Below are 3695 nucleotides of genomic sequence, written 5' to 3' on the forward strand. Positions count from 1 at the left end.
GGTCCGTCGGGACCGGACAACGAGTCGACGTACAGCGTCGGGCCGAGTCTGGCACCGGTCTCCCGGGCGACCTGACGCTGCGCCGCGTCGTTGACCGTCGACTCGCAGAACACCGCCGGGACCTGGTTCGCCCGGACGAACCCGATCACCGCCGCGACCTGTTGCGGAGTGCCCTCGGCGTCGCTGTTCACCGGCCACAGGTAGCCCTCCCGCAGACCGGTGTCCCTGGCCAGGTAGGAGAACGCGCCCTCGCACGTCACCAGGGCGCGTTGCTGGGGTGGCAGTGTCGCCAACTCCCGCGCCAGATCCTGCTCGACAGCGCGCAACCGCTCCTCGTAGCGCCGGGCGTTGTCCCGGTAGTAGGTCGCGTTGGCCGGGTCGAGTCGGCTCAGCGCGTCCCGGATGTTGGCGACGTAGAGCGCACCGACCCGGGGCGACATCCACGCGTGCGGGTTGGCCTGGCCCTGGTAGGAGCCGACCGAGATCGGGATCGGCTCCACGCCGGTGCTCACCGCGACACTGGGCACGTCGGCCCGTTCGACGAACCGCCGGAACCAGCGCTCCAGGCCCAGGCCGTTGTCCAGCACGAGGTCCGCGCCCTCGGCCCGGACGAGGTCGTCCGGGGTGGGTTCGTACTCGTGGATCTCGGATCCGACCTTGGTGATCGACTCCACGTCCAGCCGGTCGCCCGCCACCTGTCGGGCCATGTCCGCGATCACGGTGAAGGTCGCGAGCACCTTCCTGCGGCCGTCGTCACGGGGCTGTGCCGGGGTGGAGCAGGCGGCACCCGCCCCGAGCACCGCGGCGACCAGGGTCAGCACCGCGACGAGCCCCGTCGCTCGTCCGCGTCCAAAATTCGGCACGCCCAACTTTAGAACGTCATCGCACCCAAAACAATGGTTCGCTCAGGCGTCGACCTGCACCCACATGGCCGCGACGAGCTCCGCGCCGAGGTGGTGGGTGGTCGCTGACGCCCGACCCTCCGCCGCTTCCACCCGGACCACGTAGGAACCGCCGTAGGGCGCCCGCTCGACCAGCTCCACCCTGTTGCCCAGCCGGATGCCCTGCGCACTGAGGTGGCGCAGCATCCCGGGATCGGCGTCGTCGACCCGCACCAGGGCGCCGCGTGCGCCCGGTTCGCTGGTGGACAGCCGCTGCGCGTCCCAGTCCCGGATCTCGCCGTCGCGGGTCGGGATCGGGTCACCGTGCGGGTCGAAACGGGGATCCCCCAGCCGCTCGCAGATCCGTTCCAGCAACCGGTCGGACACCGCGTGCTCGAGGATCTCCGCCTCGTCGTGCACCTCGTCCCAGGAGTACCCCAGCTCGGTGACCAGGTACAGCTCGATCAGCCGGTGCCTGCGTACCACACCGAGGGCGACCTTCCGCCCGGCCGGGGTGAGGCTGATCGCGCCGTAACGCTGATGCTCCAGCAGCGCCAGGTCACTGAGCTTGCGCACCATGCCGGACACCGAGGAGGGCAGCACGCCGAGACGTTCGGCCAGTCGGCTCGTGGTGATCGCCGGGCCGCCCCGCTCCTGCAGGGCGTAGATCGTCTTGAGGTAGTCCTCGATGGACGAGGAATAGCGCTGCGGCCCGGCCCCCATGGCGACGAGCCTAGGCGCTGCCCTGCGCGCCCCCGGCCTCGCCCTCGGACCCGCCCGCCGCGTCCCCGGCCGACTGTTTGGGCTCCGGGTCGGCCGCCGCGTCGATGGCCCGGTTCTCGGCGGGCAACAGGCCGGCCAGCACCGATCCGGTGAGCCGGCGAAAGGCCCGCCGGGGCCGGCGCCGGTCGAGCACGGCGACTTCCAGGGCGTTGACCCCGAGCACCCGCTCGGCGGCCGCGCCGTTGGTCGCGGACCCGGTCGTCGTGGACGCCGGGCCGCCCGGCGTGGCCGACTGCAGCCCGCGCACGGCCACCGCCACCGCGTCGGCCAGTTCCATGCCCGGCTGGTAGGACTCCCGCAACTGGGCGCTGATCGGCTCGGTCTGCCCGCCCATGACCACGAACTGGGGCTCGTCGCTGATCGAGCCGTCGTAGGTGATCCGGTAGAGCTGGTCGTTGTCCGGGGTCTGGCCCACCTCGGCCACGCACAGCTCAACCTCGAAGGGTTTCTGCTGCTCGGTGAAGATGGCACCCATGGTCTGGGCGTAGGCGTTGGCCAGCCACTTGCCGGTGACGTCGCGGCGGTCGTAGGAGTAGCCGCGCACGTCGGCCAGCCGGATCCCGGCCGTGCGCAGGTTCTCGAACTCGTTGTAGCGGCCGACCGCGGCGAACCCGATCCGGTCGTAGATCTCCGAGACCTTGTGCAGCGCCGTGGAGCGGTTCTCCGCGACGAACAGCACGCCCCCGGAGTAGGTCAGGACCGTGACGCTGCGTCCCCGGGCGATGCCCTTGCGGGCCAGCTCCGAGCGGTCCCTCATCACCTGCTCGGCGGAGGCGTAGAACGGCATCGTCACGTCAGGTACTCCTGGTCGTCGAACGGTCGTCGGGGATCTCCGGGCCGGCGCGGTGTCCGGTCAGCCTCCGGGGCGTTCCAGCCTATCGGCGACCACCAAGCTGATCACCTCGCCGACCTCGGAGTCCGACCGGCGGACCGCGCCCTCGGCCGCGTCGATGGTCACCACCATCGGGAAGATCTTGCGTGTCAGGTCGGGCCCACCGGTGGCGGTGTCGTCGTCGGCCGCGTCGTAGAGCGCCTCCAGGGCGACCCGGATCGTGGTGTCCGCATCGGCGGTGGGGTCGTGCCGCTTCTTCAACGCCGAGCGCGCGAACAGGGAGCCCGAGCCGATCGCGTGGTAGCCCACCGGCTCGTCGGCTTTGCTGCCGGTCACGTCGAAGCTCACGATCCGCCCGCCGCGCGCCGGGTCGGCGGCGTCGGGGTCGTAACCGGCGAACAGCGGCAGCACCGCGAACCCCTGCAGCGCGGCGCCGAGGTTCGCCCGGACCATGCCGGCGAGCTTGTTCACCTTGCCGTCCAGCGACAGCGGCACACCCTCGATCTTCTCGTAGTGCTCGAGGTCGACGGTGTAGAGCCGGGCCATCTCCACGCCCATGCCGGCCGCGCCGGCGATGCCGATCGCCGAGTAGTTATCGGTGATGACCACCTTCTCGATGTCACGCTGGGCGATCATGTTGCCCATCGTGGCCCGGCGGTCACCGGCGATCAGCACGCCGCCGTCGTAGGTGGCCGCGACGATCGTCGTGCCGTGCACGATCTCCAGACCGGCCCCGGGCAACTCGCGGGTCAGACCCGGCGGGATCCGGCCGGGCAGCAGGTGCGGCGCGGCCGCCGCGACGAAGTCGGTGAACGACGAGGCACCGGGGGTGAAGTACGCGGCGGGCAGCGCCGCGTCCACCGGACCTCTCGAGTTCGTCCAACGGGCCGACCTTGGCTCCATCGGTGGTATCCGCTCCTTCGTTCCGACGGTCAGTCCGTCACCTCGGCCGGCTCCGCGTACCAGGTCAGCGGCTACTGGCCGCCCTTCTGCACGTAGGCCCGGACGAAGTCCTCGGCGTTCTCCTCGAGCACGTCGTCGATCTCGTCGAGGATCGAGTCGACGTCTTCGCCCAGCTTCTCACGACGCTCCTGGCCGGCCGGAGCGGCGCCCCCGTCGTCCTCGCCGTCGCCGTCCCCGCCACCCTGTCGCCTGGTCTGTTCCTGCGCCATGACGCCTCCCGGTTCGTGGTCCGTGCA

At 71.1% G+C, this 3695-nt stretch carries 5 protein-coding genes; all 5 read right to left on the reverse strand.

Translation table 11 applies throughout. From position 1 onward, the window contains the following. On the reverse strand, nucleotides 1-821 hold an 821-nt coding region (locus Q1K26_RS24105; protein WP_300017448.1), incomplete at its 3' end, for a metal ABC transporter substrate-binding protein. Between the two features lie 84 nt (nucleotides 822-905). Then, nucleotides 906-1604 carry a metal-dependent transcriptional regulator gene (locus Q1K26_RS24110; protein ID WP_300017451.1) on the reverse strand — a complete coding sequence of 233 codons (699 nt, stop codon included), beginning with the start codon at nucleotides 1602-1604 and terminating at the stop codon, nucleotides 906-908. Between the two features lie 10 nt (nucleotides 1605-1614). Continuing rightward, the gene (gene prcA, locus Q1K26_RS24115) at nucleotides 1615-2457 is read right to left on the reverse strand and encodes a proteasome subunit alpha (protein ID WP_300017454.1); all 843 of its coding nucleotides are present in this window, start codon (nucleotides 2455-2457) and stop codon (nucleotides 1615-1617) included. 60 nt (nucleotides 2458-2517) lie between these two features. Continuing rightward, nucleotides 2518-3399: a proteasome subunit beta gene (gene prcB / locus Q1K26_RS24120; protein WP_300017457.1), complete on the reverse strand. Its 882-nt coding sequence runs from the start codon at nucleotides 3397-3399 to the stop codon at nucleotides 2518-2520. 71 nt (nucleotides 3400-3470) lie between these two features. Continuing rightward, nucleotides 3471-3668: a ubiquitin-like protein Pup gene (locus Q1K26_RS24125; protein ID WP_300017461.1), complete on the reverse strand. Its 198-nt coding sequence runs from the start codon at nucleotides 3666-3668 to the stop codon at nucleotides 3471-3473. Between the last annotated feature and the right edge of the window lie 27 nt (nucleotides 3669-3695).

Origin of the sequence: Pseudonocardia sp. (genome assembly GCF_029263155.1) — a bacterium.
In the GTDB taxonomy this organism is placed as follows: Bacteria; Actinomycetota; Actinomycetes; order Mycobacteriales; family Pseudonocardiaceae; genus Pseudonocardia.

What these genes read in the sequence shown, in the direction of transcription:
- Q1K26_RS24110 (WP_300017451.1), bottom strand. Translation starts at nt 1,604, where the DNA reads ATGGGGGCCGGGCCGCAGCGCTATTCCTCGTCCATCGAGGACTACCTC.
- prcB (WP_300017457.1), bottom strand. Translation starts at nt 3,399, where the DNA reads ATGGAGCCAAGGTCGGCCCGTTGGACGAACTCGAGAGGTCCGGTGGAC.
- Q1K26_RS24125 (WP_300017461.1), bottom strand. Translation starts at nt 3,668, where the DNA reads ATGGCGCAGGAACAGACCAGGCGACAGGGTGGCGGGGACGGCGACGGC.